Source organism: Nocardia sp. NPDC058640, from assembly GCF_042716995.1.
GTDB lineage: Bacteria > Actinomycetota > Actinomycetes > Mycobacteriales > Mycobacteriaceae > Nocardia.
The window spans coordinates 51,234-64,971 of sequence record NZ_JBHXRG010000009.1 but is presented as its reverse complement, the minus strand read 5'-3'; the positions used below and the strand labels follow the sequence as shown (position 1 = coordinate 64,971).

General features: G+C 65.9%; 13 protein-coding genes. 8 read left to right on the top strand and 5 right to left on the bottom strand.

The window, feature by feature from the left end:
• Positions 1 to 10 precede the first annotated feature (10 nt).
• The 3 genes from ACFWU5_RS13745 to ACFWU5_RS13735 are packed head-to-tail and all read right to left on the bottom strand — an operon-like array spanning position 11 to position 4,947.
• The gene (locus tag ACFWU5_RS13745) at positions 11 to 2,620 is read right to left on the bottom strand and encodes a phosphoribosyltransferase (RefSeq protein WP_379267394.1); all 2,610 of its coding nucleotides are present in this window, start codon (positions 2,618 to 2,620) and stop codon (positions 11 to 13) included.
• Positions 2,617 to 3,828 (bottom strand): HpcH/HpaI aldolase/citrate lyase family protein, encoded by a 1,212-nt coding sequence (locus tag ACFWU5_RS13740; RefSeq protein ID WP_379267393.1) that lies wholly within the window; start codon positions 3,826 to 3,828, stop codon positions 2,617 to 2,619. Before ACFWU5_RS13740 ends, ACFWU5_RS13745 begins: the two co-directional genes overlap by 4 nt.
• Positions 3,829 to 3,861: 33 nt before the next feature.
• Entirely contained in the window at positions 3,862 to 4,947 is a 1,086-nt protein-coding gene (locus tag ACFWU5_RS13735; RefSeq protein ID WP_379267392.1) for a hypothetical protein, read from the bottom strand.
• Positions 4,948 to 5,277: 330 nt separating this feature from the next.
• Between ACFWU5_RS13735 and ACFWU5_RS13730 the strand changes: the two genes are divergently transcribed.
• Together ACFWU5_RS13730 and ACFWU5_RS13725 are read left to right on the top strand one after the other, a co-directional pair.
• Positions 5,278 to 5,853 carry a TerD family protein gene (locus ACFWU5_RS13730; protein ID WP_379267391.1) on the top strand — a complete coding sequence of 192 codons (576 nt, stop codon included), beginning with the start codon at positions 5,278 to 5,280 and terminating at the stop codon, positions 5,851 to 5,853.
• A 69-nt stretch (positions 5,854 to 5,922) separates the two neighbouring features.
• Positions 5,923 to 7,032, top strand: a complete 1,110-nt coding sequence (locus ACFWU5_RS13725) for a DUF475 domain-containing protein (RefSeq protein ID WP_379267390.1) — start codon at positions 5,923 to 5,925, stop codon at positions 7,030 to 7,032.
• A 57-nt stretch (positions 7,033 to 7,089) separates the two neighbouring features.
• Here ACFWU5_RS13725 and ACFWU5_RS13720 read toward each other — a convergent pair whose 3' ends face one another.
• Entirely contained in the window at positions 7,090 to 8,448 is a 1,359-nt protein-coding gene (locus ACFWU5_RS13720) for a glycosyltransferase family 87 protein (RefSeq protein ID WP_379267440.1), read from the bottom strand.
• Positions 8,449 to 8,618: 170 nt separating this feature from the next.
• Between ACFWU5_RS13720 and rpsF the strand changes: the two genes are divergently transcribed.
• The 6 genes from rpsF to ACFWU5_RS13690 all read left to right on the top strand — a co-directional run bounded on the left by rpsF (position 8,619) and on the right by ACFWU5_RS13690 (position 13,296).
• Complete coding sequence (gene rpsF, locus ACFWU5_RS13715; protein WP_056823926.1) at positions 8,619 to 8,906, top strand: 30S ribosomal protein S6; 288 nt, start codon at positions 8,619 to 8,621, stop codon at positions 8,904 to 8,906.
• Between the two features lie 87 nt (positions 8,907 to 8,993).
• Positions 8,994 to 9,572 (top strand): single-stranded DNA-binding protein, encoded by a 579-nt coding sequence (locus ACFWU5_RS13710; protein ID WP_379246720.1) that lies wholly within the window; start codon positions 8,994 to 8,996, stop codon positions 9,570 to 9,572.
• Positions 9,573 to 9,605: 33 nt separating this feature from the next.
• The gene (gene rpsR, locus ACFWU5_RS13705) at positions 9,606 to 9,857 is read left to right on the top strand and encodes a 30S ribosomal protein S18 (protein ID WP_056823934.1); all 252 of its coding nucleotides are present in this window, start codon (positions 9,606 to 9,608) and stop codon (positions 9,855 to 9,857) included.
• Positions 9,858 to 9,874: 17 nt separating this feature from the next.
• Positions 9,875 to 10,327: a 50S ribosomal protein L9 gene (gene rplI, locus ACFWU5_RS13700; protein ID WP_379246722.1), complete on the top strand. Its 453-nt coding sequence runs from the start codon at positions 9,875 to 9,877 to the stop codon at positions 10,325 to 10,327.
• 669 nt (positions 10,328 to 10,996) lie between these two features.
• On the top strand, positions 10,997 to 12,733 hold the full coding sequence (gene dnaB, locus ACFWU5_RS13695) for a replicative DNA helicase (protein WP_379267439.1): 1,737 nt from the start codon (positions 10,997 to 10,999) through the stop codon (positions 12,731 to 12,733).
• A gap of 50 nt (positions 12,734 to 12,783) precedes the next feature.
• Positions 12,784 to 13,296: a hypothetical protein gene (locus ACFWU5_RS13690; protein WP_379267389.1), complete on the top strand. Its 513-nt coding sequence runs from the start codon at positions 12,784 to 12,786 to the stop codon at positions 13,294 to 13,296.
• Positions 13,297 to 13,371: 75 nt separating this feature from the next.
• Here ACFWU5_RS13690 and ACFWU5_RS13685 read toward each other — a convergent pair whose 3' ends face one another.
• Positions 13,372 to 13,644, bottom strand: coding sequence for a helix-turn-helix domain-containing protein (locus ACFWU5_RS13685; protein ID WP_379267388.1), 273 nt, complete (start codon positions 13,642 to 13,644; stop codon positions 13,372 to 13,374).
• Between the last annotated feature and the right edge of the window lie 94 nt (positions 13,645 to 13,738).

Genomic DNA, 13,738 nt, shown 5'->3' with positions numbered 1-13,738 from the left:
GCCTCGGCGGTCACCGGGATAGCTCCTTGATCAGGCCCATGCAGGAGTAGGCCAGGTCGGGAACCACTTCCACCGGGACATTGCGCGCCGCGGCGAGCAGGCGGATGTGGGCGTGCTCGGGGGCATCCGCCTCGCGAACCAGCACCCGCCACGGTACCCGGCGCAACAGCACGCGAGTGGTCTCGCCGACGCCCGGTTTCACGAAATTGACTGTGCTGATGTCGTATTCGGCGCGCACCTTCTCCACCGACGCCCAACCGGACCAGTCCGGGGTGCGGTCGGAGTTCTGGATCTGCGCTACCTCGACGGGGACCTTGTCGCCGATCTTCTCGAAAGATGCTGCGACGGTGTCGATCAGCTTGTTCGACACGTCGACGTCGATCAGGTCGCGGTAGAACTTGGCGCCGTGGAATTCGCCGGGGCCGATCAGGGTGTCGTTGAGGACTGTTCGCGAAACCAGGCCGGAGACAGTGGAATTCAGGCAGGCGGAGGCGATCAGGAAGTCGTCGCGGGTGCCGTAGGTGCGCACACAGTTGGCCGGGTCGGCCAGGACTACGAGCTCGTCGTTGAACCTGGCGCCGCCTGCCGCGTGGTAGGCGTCCAGGGCGGCGGTGAGTTCGTGGGTGATCGCGCCCTTGCCGGTCCAGCCGTCGACGAACACGATCGAGGACGGATCGTGGTGGTGGGCAAGGTAATCCAGGGCTACGGCGTCGATGCCGCGGTCGCGGACGATCGAGACGGCGTAGTGCGGGATGTTCAGCTTTTCGCGGCCGATCCCGCTGGCGAGCCAACGGCGCATGAGCACGCCGATGGGGGTGCCCGCCCTGGCCAGGGAGACCAGCACGATGTTCTCGCCGCGTTCGGCGACCACTAGTTCTGCCACGGTCGCCACTGCCAGTGCCAGGCGTTCGGCGCTGTCGGCGAGGACGCGGTCGAACAGCTCGCGGTATTCGGCGTCGGGCTGGAACTCCACCGGGAGTGATTCGGCGTAGTGGGCCTCGCCGGCCTGGATGCGCTGCTCGCGTTCGGTCACGTCGGCTTCGAGATCGGCGTCGGAGAGATCCTTGAGCAGCCACGAAACATCTTCGGGCGCATAGGAACCGAACTCGGGGCCGTGCAGGGCTGCCGGGAGTCGGATGTCGCCTGAATCGCCGCGACCGGGGGCGTCGGTTTCCGTTACCCCTGCGGAGTCGCCGTGCGCCACCGTCGGTGCGACCGACTCGGCGGTGCGGGCAGCGTGTAGTGCACGGGGGTCCGCGCCGGGCACTACAGCGATCAGCACGTCGGCGCCCGAGGCGGTGAGCACGTCGACCAGTCCGCCGGAGGCGACGAGTTCGGGGGTGTCGGCGGGGGGATCGATGACGACCAGCAGGACCGGGTCGGCGTCGGGCCACTGCGCGTTGTAGAGGTAGCGCGCGGCGGTGGGGTCGGGTTCCGGGGCGGTGAAGCGGAAGCCTCGGCGCAGGGGGTAGCCGGGTTCGTCGAGGACGTATGCCGGTGAGCGGGTGGTGGTTTGGAAGCGGGCGGGGGTGCCCGCGTCGGCGAGGTCGGCGGCCAGGCGCACGGGCAGGTACATGAGCTCTTCGTGGCCGATGACGATGACGGGGCGGCCCGCGAACTCGGCGTCCAGGCGTGCGCTCACCTCGTTGGCGATCGACTTCACCGCGATATCGAAGGCCGCGTTGTCCGAACGCAGGGTGCCGTGGCGACCGCCTTCGGGAACGTCTGCGGGCCAAGACAATTCGATGCGACCGTACGAACCCGTCTGGGGTACTACCGGATTCAACTGCGGGTCGGGCAGGGAGGTGACGGTGTCGATCAGACCGGCGGGCAGGTCGGTGCGGCCCGAGGCCAGGCAGACCGTGTCGATGCGTGCGCCGAGTTCGGCTGCGGCAGCTTCGAATTTGATTCGATCGGCGGGGGTTCGCATGTCCACCAGGGAGGCCAGGACGTAGTGCGAGCGCGGCGCGAAGGCGTGCAGGGCGCGTACGGCGTCGATGGCGGTGTCGCCGGTGGAGATCTCGTCGTCGACCAGCACCAGCGGGAGGTCGTTGGCGAAGATCGCGGCGGGCGCGGGCTGCAGCAGGTGGGAAGTGGCGTGTGAGTGGCCCTCTTCGAAACCGGTCAGCGTGGTGGCGCGCGGCTCGTTGCGGCGGGTGGAGTGCAGGTAGCAGCCGGCGTCGATGCGCGCGGCCACACAATGGCCCAAACCTGTTGCGGTCTCGGCGAATCCGAGCACGACGGCTTCCTGATCGCCGAGCACCTCGCGCACGAGATCGGCGAGACGGTTACCCGCACCGATCACCACGCGCGGGTCGGTCGGCAGGTGCTTGCCCAACACCGTGGACACCAGCAGATGGGCCCGGCGCGGATTGCGACGCAGACCCGGCTGCACCAGCTCACCGATCGAAAGTTGGCCCGTCAGAACACTTTCAGCGGACAGCACCGAGAACCCGCCGTCGACGAAGGCGCCCTCAGTCGCCGTCACGTCCGCATTGGACGTCGGGGCGACCACCGCAGCCGGCAAGTCACCCTCGGCCGAGCGTGCACCGAAGGATTCACCGTGATGCAGCTCGATGCCCAGATTCACCGTCGCCCAAGGCTTTACGAACGCATTCATTCGGCGATCATCGCTGTCAGCAAATCCACGAAGGACACTCCCTTGTTCGCGACCCCGAACGCACGAGCCCGGACCAGCGTCTGGCGGGCCCAACTGCGGTGCGGGCGCATCTCGTTCATCTTGTTGCGGTATTCCGAGGCGGCCACGCCACCGACGTCGGCGGACAGGATGTCCAGCGCGTCGGCGTACTCCTCGTGCGTGACCACCTGCAGCGCGTGCACCACCGGCACGTGCGAGGGGTGGATCACCGTTTTGCCCTGGATGCCGTTGGCGCGGTCGAGGGTGATCTCGCGCAGCAGGCCGTCCAGGTCGCGGCTGACCAGGTACTGGCGGAACTTCACCGCGTCGGATTCCTCGAACGGCGCGCTGCGCAGCTGTGGGCGGAACATCCGCTCGTGGTCGGCGAAGTACTCCCAGACGGGGCCGGTGATGATGAAGCCGGTGCCGTCGACGCGGCCGAGGTAGTTGACGATGTCGGCGATCACGTCGGCGATCACTCGCACGTCGTAGATCGTGAGGTCGCGGTCGCGGCGGATGCCGAACGTGGAGCACATGTCGGTGGCGCCGATGCGCACGGCCAGCACGTGTTCGCGGCGGGCGGCGAGCATGTCGGCGATGCGCGACAACTGCTCGTCGCGGGTCTGCCGGTGCACCAGGTTCGCCGATTCCAGCACCGGCATCGCGTAGACGGGACGGCCGAGCACGCGGTTCGCGTCGTCGAGCGCGTCGAGGTAGGCGGGGCCGGTGTCGGCGTCGAACTTGGGGAACACGAAGCCGGTGAGCACGTCGGCGCCGGGGCCCAGCGCTGCGACCAGCTCGGCGACCGAGGCGGCGTCGCGCACCCGGATGAACAGCAGCGGGTTGGCGTCGTCGCTGCGCGCGAGCAGGTCCAGCGCGTCCACCGCGTGCTGCTTGGCGGCTTCGACCTGGTGATCGGCGACAGCGTCCTCGAGGTCGATCACCATCGAGCAGACCCCGCGCGCGGCGCGTCGGCGGATGGTCTCGGTGAGATCGGGGCGGGTCGCGGGCACGTACAGCGTGGCGCCCAGCGCGGTGGCCAGCAGCTCACGGTCGAGGTGGCCCTGGATGGGTTCGGGCTCGACCAGGAACAGCTCCCGGCTGCGCGGACCCTGTAGCTGCTGAAAATGACGCAACGGTGTCTGCTTGCGCATGCACACTTGCGTCGCGACGGCGTAGCCCGCGGTCATTGCCCCCACCTCATCTGTCGACCCATGTCATATCTACTTCTCTGCGACGTTTTTTCTGATCCGCTCGACCACCCCGGCGATGAACTGCGCGACAGTGTCCAACTCCGTCACGTATGCCCAATAATCCGGATGTCTACCTGTCAGTCCCGCGGTGATGCGGTCGAGGCGTTCTGCTTGTGCATCGAGAACCGAGCCCCACTCGGCGACCAGTCCTCGGTCGACCGCGAGCATCTGCGCGTCCCGCAGCCGGAATCGTACGGTGCGCGCTCGCGCGTCGGGATCGGTGCGTACCTCTCGCAACAATTCCAGGCGCGCGGTGACGGCGTCGACCAGCTGCTCGGCCTGCGCGAGGTGCTCGCGTGCGGTGGCGGTCAAGTCAAGGGCGCTCTCCGGATTCCGATCGGCTGCCGCGACGCGCGCGCCGACCAGCGCCTCGTCGGCGGCGTCTATGCCGCGACGGCTTTCCCGCTCATTGTTGGTCAAGTCCGCTGAACTCGCAGCGCTGAACTCCCGCAGCAGACTCGAGTAGGCGGGTCCGAGGGCATCGGCGCGGTTACGCACCGCGGCCAGCCGGGTGGTCACCGAGGCGATCGCGTTCTTCGCCGCCGACACGCGAGAAGGAGCCTGCGCCAACGCATTCGACAGTTCCGCGGTGGTCTCCTGCACTAGGTTCGCCGCCTCGCGCGCGCGGGCGACAGCAGTACCCGGATCCACCGAAGATGCTGTGATCAGAGCCTCATTCAGGGCCCTTACACCGCCCTCGATCGAGGGGTAATGCGCGAAACCCGACGACGCCGCCGCGGCCAGCACCTGTTCGGCCTCGGCACGCACGTGAGTGAGCAACTGCGGCACGGTATTTCGCACCGTCGCGGCTTCGGCCAGGCCTTCGCGATGCGCGTGATAGAACTCGTCCACCCCGCGAGCGGCGTCGTTGAGCTGCCTGACCAGCGCGTCCGCCCGCGCCGGACCATCCGCGATCGGCGTGCCCGCGGCTTCAGCGGCATCGAGCTGCTCGGTGAAACTCAGGTACGCGCCCGCCGCGGCGTAGCACCGCGCACGCACCGGCTCCCAGAGCGCGCCGACGCGGCGGTCGGGGAACACCGCCGTACTGGCCACCACACCCGCCTCCGCTGCCGATTGCCGTCGATCCATGTCGAGAAAGGCCGCCGACGTCGCGGCCCTTGCCCCGCTGATCCACTCATGATCCGCCCCCGATCTGAACCATCCGCGTCTGCGAGGTGTCACCGGCACGTCCCCTTTCCGAACCGCGCTACCCGCCGCCCGTGCATGTGGTCGATGGTAGGAGATTCCCCCGGTTAACCTGGGCTGCAGACCGTTCCTACGCAAGATCCACGAAACCTATTACTGTCGTAGCGGTACCCGGCGATTCGGACATGCTTTCGGATATGCCGGGAAACGACACACCGGACTAACCGAAGGGATTCCCGCATGGGTGTCAGTCTGTCCAAGGGCGGCAACGTCTCGCTGACCAAAGAGGCCCCGAACCTGACCGCGGTCGCGGTCGGCCTGGGCTGGGACGTGCGTTCCACCACCGGCACCGACTTCGACCTCGACGCGAGCGCGATCGCGACCGGCGCCGACAAGAAGGTCGTGTCGGACAAGCACTTCGTGTTCTTCAACAACCTCAAGTCCCCCGAAGGTGCCATCGAGCACACCGGCGACAACACCACCGGTGAGGGCGACGGCGACGACGAGGTCATCAAGGTCGACCTCGCCAACACCCCGCCGACCATCGACAGCATCTTCTTCCCGGTCTCGATCTACGACGCCGAGACCAGGGCGCAGTCGTTCGGCCAGGTGCGCAACGCGTACATCCGCGTGGTCGACCAGGCCAACGGCACCGAGCTCGCCCGCTACGACCTGTCCGAGGACGCCTCGACCGAGACCGCGATGGTGTTCGGCGAGCTGTACCGCAACGGTGCAGAATGGAAGTTCCGCGCTGTCGGTCAGGGCTACGCCTCCGGACTGAGCGGCATCGCCCGCGACTACGGCGTCAACGTCTAGTCATCATCGCGAACAGGGGGCTGCGCACATCGAGCCCCCTGTTTGTGCGAAACAGAAAGGTCCCTCCGCGTGATAACGCGCATCTTCGGCCTGTCCATCGCCATCACGGTGGTCTCGCTGGTCGTGGCCTACCTCTACGGCGGCCTGACCGCACTCGCGCTGTGCGCGATCCTCGGCATCCTCGAGGTGTCGCTGTCGTTCGACAACGCCGTCATCAACGCCACCGTCCTGGAACGGATGAGCGAGTTCTGGCAGCGGATCTTCCTGACCGTCGGCGTGCTGATCGCCGTGTTCGGTATGCGTCTGGTGTTCCCGCTCGCGATCGTGTGGGTCACCGCCGGACTGAACCCGGTGCAGGCGTTCGACCTGGCGCTCAACCCGCCGGCCAACGACGCGGCGACCTTCCCCGACGGCAGCCCCAGCTACGAGACCCTGCTCACCGACGCGCACCCGCAGATCGCGGCCTTCGGTGGCATGTTCCTGGCGCTGCTGTTCCTGAACTTCATCTTCGAAGAGCGTGACATCACCTGGCTGAGCTGGCTCGAGAAGCCACTGGCCAAGGCCGGCAAGCTCGACATGCTGTCGGTGGTCGTGTCCGGTACCGGTCTGGTGCTGGTCGCGGAGTTCCTGGCGAAGGACGCGGATCGTTCGACCGTGCTGGTCGCGGGTCTGCTCGGCATGATCGTCTACATCCTGGTCGACGGCCTCGGCTCGATGTTCCACACCGAGGAATTCGAGGAAGGCCCGCAGGGTGGCCCGTCCACGCTGGTCAAGGCCACCGGTAAGGCCGCGTTCTTCCTGTTCCTGTACCTGGAAGTCCTCGACGCCTCGTTCTCCTTCGACGGTGTCATCGGCGCGTTCGCGATCACCTCGGACCCGATCATCATCGCGTTGGGCCTTGGCCTGATCGGTGCGATGTTCGTTCGATCCATCACGGTGTACCTGGTTCGCCAGGGCACGCTGTCGGATTACGTCTACCTCGAGCACGGCGCCCACTGGGCGATCGGTGCGCTGGCGGCGATCCTGCTGGTGTCGATCGGCGTGCACGTCAACGAGCTCATCACGGGCCTGGTCGGCGTGGCGTTCATCGGCGCGGCGCTGATTTCCAGCATCCTGCGCAACCGCAAGGCTGAGCCGGACGCGGTGGCCGACGCCAAGGAGACCACTCCGGTCGGCTGATCCACTACCGCTACATCGGCGGCGAGTCCTCTTTCGAGGGTTCGCCGCCGTTGTTGTTTACGCGGGTTGCAGCTGGCGCACCGGTGCGGTGATCGGTTCGGTCCGGCGTGCTCTGGCCCGCAGGAAAACGAAGAACAGGGCCACGAGCAGCGCCGTTCGAAGCCACACGCCGAACTGGACGATGCCCTCCATCAGATCCACGCCCTCCCCCTCGCCCAACGCCGCGAAGTACCGGAACACCCCGACACCCACCGCCGCGTCGGCCACCAGATACGCCGCCACCATCGACCACGGCACCTCCAGCAGCACCAGGAACGGGATGATCCACAGGGTGTACTGGGGTGAATGGACCTTGTGGAACAGCATGAACACCGCCAACATCGCCGCGCTCACCCCCACCCACGGGTACGCCGACGTCGGGGTCCAGCGTCGCCAACCCAGCCACAGCGCCAGCGCGAAACCGCCGAAGATCAACGCGGGCGACACGATCGCGACCGCGTCGTGCCAGGTCTGGGTCGTTTCCGCGGCGCGACCGAAGATCGCCTGGTGACCCCAGTACCAGATCGAGTTGGTGGTGATGTCGGCCTGACGCAACTGCTGGAAGGTGATCGAAGCCCGCCAGCCCTCCACTCCGGCCAGCACGAACGGCGCGTTGATCGCCGCGACCGTGCCCATCGCGGCCAGCAAAGTCTGTGCGGCACCGGCGATATCGAGTTCGCTGATCCGTCGTCGATCGCGCGGGACGCCCTCGGTGAGCACATACAGCGCCAGCGGCAGAACGAAGATTCCCGGATACAGCTTGAGACAGAAACCCAGCGCGAGCAGCACCGCGGCGATGATCCCGCGGGTGCGCACCGACAGCCCGGTCAGCATCGTCATCACGTAGACCGCGGCCACCGCCGTGCACACCACCGGCAGTTCCCAGTTGTGGAACGCGTAGAACACCAGCGGCGGACCGATCGCCCACAGCAGTGCCGCCGGGCCCGCGAGTCTGGCCAGCATCCACGCGGTGAGCAGGGCGAACGGTGCCAGCAGCAGGGCCGAACGCCACAGGAAGTCGGCGTCGTTGTCCACCCCGATCGCACCCGCCCACATCAGCACGCCCGACAGCACCGGGTATTCCACCGCGCCGCCGGTCAGCGCGCCGTCGGCGGTGATGTCGCCGTCCACATACGGGAACACGTGATTGTCGATATCGCGGCCGAGCCACAGGAATTGGATGTCGGAATAGCAGACATCGGTGTCCTTGCGCTGCTCGAAGACCAGGCTGCGACCCGATTCGTCGATCGCGCCACCGGCACATCTGGCCTTGTTCGCGTAGGCCAGCGCCAAGGTGAAACCGCACAGCAGCAGCACCAACAGGGCCAGCGCCGCGCCGCGTCTGGTCGCGTGCCGCTGCGGGCCGCCGGTGGTCATGGCGACCACATTAAGCGGCGACACCGACAACACCCGCGCACACCCGCGGCAGGCATCGATTTCGCTGGTCACCACCGGCTCATGTAGCCTTGGCGGGTTGCTGACGCAACGAACCCTCCTGCCATGGAGAGTCCATGGCCGTTTCCTAGTCCACAGGAGGTGATTGGTCCGTGCGTCAATATGAAGTAATGGTCATCCTCGACCCGAGCCTGGACGAGCGCATCGTCGGGCAGTCCCTGGATACTCTGCTCACGGTCGTCAAGACCGAGGGCGGCAACGTCGACAAGGTCGACATCTGGGGCCGCCGCCGGCTCGCCTACGAAATCGCCAAGCAGGCCGAAGGTATCTACGCGATCGTCAACCTGACCGCGACCCCGGCCACCGTGAGCGAACTCGACCGCCAGCTGGGCCTGAACGAGACGGTGCTGCGCACCAAGGTTCTGCGCAACGACAAGTAGTCCACACCTCGTATTTGTCAGAGCCTGGCTTTAGGCTCGTGCGCAAATCCCGAGGATGCGGACTGCACCCCGAGCAGGAGGAACCCCATGGCAGGCGACACGGTCATTACCGTCATCGGAAACTTGACGGCAGACCCCGAGCTTCGTTTCACGCCCGCAGGCGCAGCGGTGGCTAATTTCACCGTCGCGTCGACTCCCCGTGTGTTCGATCGCAATTCGAACGAATGGAAAGACGGCGAGGCACTGTTCCTGCGCTGCAATATCTGGCGCGAAGCAGCGGAAAACGTCGCCGAGTCTCTGACCCGAGGCGCCCGCGTGATCGTCAGCGGTCGGCTCAAGCAGCGCTCTTACGAAACCCGCGAGGGCGAGAAGCGCACTGTGGTCGAGCTCGAAGTCGATGAGGTCGGTCCCTCGTTGCGTTACGCAACCGCGAAGGTCTCCAAGGCCGGTCGTGGTGGCGGAGGCGGCGGTGGCGGCTTCAGTGGTGGTTCCGGCAATGCCGGTGGTGGGTCAAGCGCAGGCGGCTACAACGCCAACGCCAACAATGGCGGCGGACGTCCGGCCGGTGGCAGCAATGCCGGTGGCGAAGACGATCCGTGGGGTAGCGCGCCCGCGGCCGGCTCCTTCGGGGGCGGCGGCCGCATGGATGACGAACCGCCGTTCTGATCGAACGGCACTCATAGTACGGAGAGAAACACCATGCCTAAAGCGCCCGCGCGCGAAAAGGTACTGAAGAAGAAGGCCTGTGCTTTCTGCAAGGAAGCAAAGTCCGGAATCGTCAATATCGATTACAAGGACACCACGCTGCTGCGTAAGTACGTCAGCGATCGCGGCAAGATCCGTGCTCGCCGCGTCACCGGCAACTGCGTCCAGCACCAGCGTGACATCGCTGTCGCCGTCAAGAACTCGCGTGAGGTGGCTCTGCTTCCTTACGTGTCGACCGCTCGCTGAGAAAGGGAGTCACACAGATGAAGCTCATCCTCACCGCTGATGTCGACAACCTCGGCGCCCCCGGCGACCTCGTCGAGGTCAAGGACGGCTACGGCCGCAACTTCCTGCTGCCCCGCGGAATGGCCATCCCGGCCACCCGTGGCGCCCAGAAGCAGGTCGAAGGAATCCGTCGCGCACAGGACACCCGCAAGGTGCGCGACCTCGATCACGCCAACGAACTGAAGCAGGCCATCGAGGGCCTCGCCGCAGTCTCGCTGGCCGTGAAGACCGCCGACAGCGGCAAGCTGTTCGGTTCGGTCACTGCCTCCGACGTGGCCTCGGCCATCAAGGCGGCCGGTGGTCCGGTGGTCGACAAGCGCAGCATCGAGCTGCCGAAGTCGCACATCAAGGCGACCGGCAAGCACGGCATCGTGGTGCACCTGCACCCCGATGTGGTTGCCAAGTTCGACCTCGTGGTCGCTGCGAACTGAGTTCGTAAGGAACCACCCCTGTGCGTGCACAGGGGTGGTTTCTGCTTGCCCTTTTACAGCTTGTTGTGCCGATAACTGATCGGTAGCCGACTTTTCGGTTCCCGCAGGTCGTGTTACGTGGCTCACTGCCGGTAACTGCTTGACCTCCGGTTATTCACCCTGTGGATGACCGACGAAACCGACCGGCAGATTTGTGACTCCCGTCATAGCGTGCACCATCGCCGTTTACCGAACACGCCCGGTTGTTCACCTTGGCCGACACGCCGCAACTTCTTTTATCCACAGGGTGAAAGTTGGATAAATCACCGCCTAGCAGGGCGTTCCACGGCACTGACCTGGGTTTTCCCCATGTTTTCCACAGGTAGTGCACAACAACAGGTGAACTACTCCCAAGTTATCCACAGTTGTGTGCACATGTCGGCTTGGCGAGTCCCGAAAACGTCGCCTAGGTTCGTCGCAACGCCGCGCGTACGCCCCCCGGAATCACGCAGGCAACCGATTGCTGACGTTGCTGTCGGTGCCCGGGAGTACAACGAGTACATCGATGTGTAACCCCCGGTTCTGCGGGCAGAGAGGACTCCCCTGGTGACAACCACCGGTGACCGCGCGCAAACCGAGTTCACGCCTGAACCCCCCGGCGAGGACTTCGGTCGGCAGCCCCCGCACGACATGGCCGCTGAGCAGTCCGTTCTCGGCGGCATGCTGCTGAGCAAGGACGCCATCGCCGACGTGATCGAGGTGCTGCGCCCCGGCGATTTCTACCGCCCCGCGCACCAGGCCGTCTACGACACGATCCTGGATCTCTACAGCCGTGGCGAACCCGCCGACCCCGTCACCGTCTCCGCGGGGCTGGACCGTCGCGGTGAGCTCAAGCGCATCGGCGGCCCGCCCTACCTGGTCACTCTCACCCAGACTGTGCCGACCGCGGCCAATGCCGGCTTCTACGCCGAGATCGTCGCGGAGAAGGCGATCCTGCGCCGGCTGGTCGAAGCGGGCACCCGCATCGTCCAGTTCGGTTACGCCGGTGCCGACGGCCAGGATGTGGCCGAGGTGGTCGACCGCGCGCAGGCCGAGATCTACGAGGTCACCGAACGTCGCACCACCGAGGACTTCACCCCGCTGGAAGAACTGCTGCAGCCCACGATGGACGAGATCGACTCCATCGCCTCGCGCGGCGGCATCTCGCTCGGCGTGCCCACCGGGTTCACCGAACTCGACGAGCTCACCAACGGTCTGCACCCCGGCCAGATGATCATCGTCGCGGCCCGACCCGGCGTGGGTAAGGCGCTGGCGCTGGACACTCCCCTGCCCACGCCCGGCGCGTGGACCACCATGGGTGAGGTCCGGGTCGGCGACGAGCTGCTCGGCGCCGACGGCAGGCCCACCAGGGTCGTCGCGGCCACCGAGGAAATGATCGACCGGCCTTGCTACGAGGTCGAATTCTCCGACGGCACCGTCATCACCGCCGACGAAGAACATCAGTGGACCACCTTCGCGCCCACCCTGGCACCGCACCCGGTGGTGCGCACCACCGGCGAGATCGCCCACAGCCTGCGCACCCCCCGCGACAATTTCGCCCACATGGTGCCCAGGTCCGTCCGCTCGGCTGCTCGCCAGATCGTCGACGTCCGCAAGATCGACCCGGTGCCCGTGCGCTGCGTCGAGGTGGACAACGCCGATCACATGTACCTGGCCGGTCGCACCATGGTCCCCACCCACAACTCCACGCTTGGCATGGATTTCATGCGCAGCTGCTCGATCAAACACGGCATGGCCAGCGTCATCTTCTCGCTGGAAATGAGCCGCACCGAAATCGTCATGCGCCTGCTGTCCGCCGAAGCGAAGATCAAACTCGGCGACATGCGCTCGGGCCGCATGAGCGACGACGACTGGACCAAACTGGCCCGCCGCATGAGCGAGATCAGCGAAGCACCGCTGTTCGTCGACGATTCCCCGAACTTGACGATGATGGAAATCCGCGCCAAGGCCCGCCGCCTCAAACAACGCCACGACCTGAAACTCGTTGTGGTGGACTACCTGCAGCTGATGAGCTCGGGCAAAAAGGTCGAATCCCGCCAGCAGGAAGTCTCGGAATTCTCCCGTCATCTGAAACTGCTGGCCAAGGAACTCGAAGTTCCGGTCATCGCGATTTCCCAGCTGAACCGTGGTCCTGAACAGCGAACTGATAAGCGGCCCATGGTCTCCGATCTTCGCGAAAGTGGCTCGCTCGAGCAAGATGCGGACATGGTCATCCTGTTGCACCGCCCCGACGCCATCGAACGCGACGACCCCCGCGGCGGCGAGGCCGACCTCATCGTCGGCAAACACCGTAACGGCCCGACCGCCACGATCACCGTCGCGCACCAACTGCATTTGAGCCGGTTCGTGGACATGGCCCGCGGCTGACGCCAGGAAAGCGGATACAGATCGGAATCAGGGTGGGGAAGAAGTCGGGGATGTTGGTCAATCCCGTGGTGTTCGTTTACTGGGTGGTGTCGGCAGTGGCGGCCGTGCTGTATTTCTCGGGCACGATGCGGGCGGGGGTCCTCGGCGTTTCCTTGGTCGATGAATCCTTGGGGCCGGTGTTCGGTTTGCTCGGTGGGGTGTTGCTCGGGCTCGTCACGTGGCCGTTCGTGTTGATGGTGGTGTGGTGGGGTCGGCGGGCGTATCTGCGGAGGGTCGGCACGCCGGTTACCGCGACGGTGATCGAGTCCGGGCGTCGTGTGACGACAACGGAGAACAATCCGTTCGCCACTCATCGGGTGCGCCTGAAGGTGACATTCACGCACCCGAGCACCGGGGTCGAGTATTGGGCGAAGAAGGAATTCGCGATGGCGGAGTTCCGCCGATCCACGGCGAAAGCGATGCTGCACCAATTCCCGATCGGCGCCGAGATGCCGATGCTGGTGCGTGGACGCGCCGGCGGATTCGACGTGCGACATCGACCGCAATGGGTCGACCTGTGGTGAGAACGGACCGCCGAGATTATCCGCGCGGGTCCGAAAGTCGGGCGCGGGCGACGTGGTGGAAACGGTCCGCCGGTGTCAGCTCGCGTTTCGGATCAGTACCTCGTCGAGGATTACGGGGAGCGGCGTCTCGAGTACCTCGCCCAGCGCGACAAGGACCATCAACGAGGGGTTTGCCGGGGTCCTCGGTGTACGGGTGCGCAGGCCGGCTTCCAGCAGCTGGTAGTAGTTCGTACTGATCCCCGCGGCGAGAGCGACGCGCTCCTGGGAGAGGCCCTTGGCTTTACGCAGCTCTCTCAGATGCTGGCCGAGAATCGCCGCGAGCTGCATCTCTACGGCGGATTCGGGCACATCATTGAGGCTTCCGAGGCGCTCGAGCCACGTCGACCACATATAGATGGCTTTTCGACCGAACCGCCATGGCGACGCCGATCAAGTCATCGGC